Source organism: Psychrobacter sp. TB20-MNA-CIBAN-0197, from assembly GCF_040309765.1.
GTDB lineage: Bacteria > Pseudomonadota > Gammaproteobacteria > Pseudomonadales > Moraxellaceae > Psychrobacter > Psychrobacter submarinus.
The window spans coordinates 1-264 of record NZ_JBEOPC010000755.1 but is presented as its reverse complement, the minus strand read 5'-3'; the positions used below and the strand labels follow the sequence as shown (position 1 = coordinate 264).

Below are 264 nucleotides of genomic sequence, written 5' to 3'. Positions count from 1 at the left end.
AGATAGCAGTGAGTTGAGTATCTACGACACGTATCAAAGCGCGCAAAAGGTAGCACTGCACTCAAACGAGCTGCTGTTTTGTGCCATGCTAAGCGGCAAAAAGGTAATGCACGTAGAAAGGAGCCAATACCATAAAGTATTTTTACCACACGAGTCGTTTGTATTAGCGCCAGAGCAAGGTGTTTTAATTGATTTTCCACAAGCATCAATGCACGCCCCAACCACCTGTTTAGCCATTGAAATTAGCACAGATAAAATAACGAG

General features: G+C 43.2%; 1 protein-coding gene. It reads left to right on the top strand.

Annotated elements, in window-relative coordinates; genetic code table 11:
* Positions 1 to 264 (top strand): AraC family transcriptional regulator N-terminal domain-containing protein (locus tag AAEY83_RS15855; RefSeq protein WP_351060491.1); only part of this gene is annotated, 264 nt, incomplete at both ends.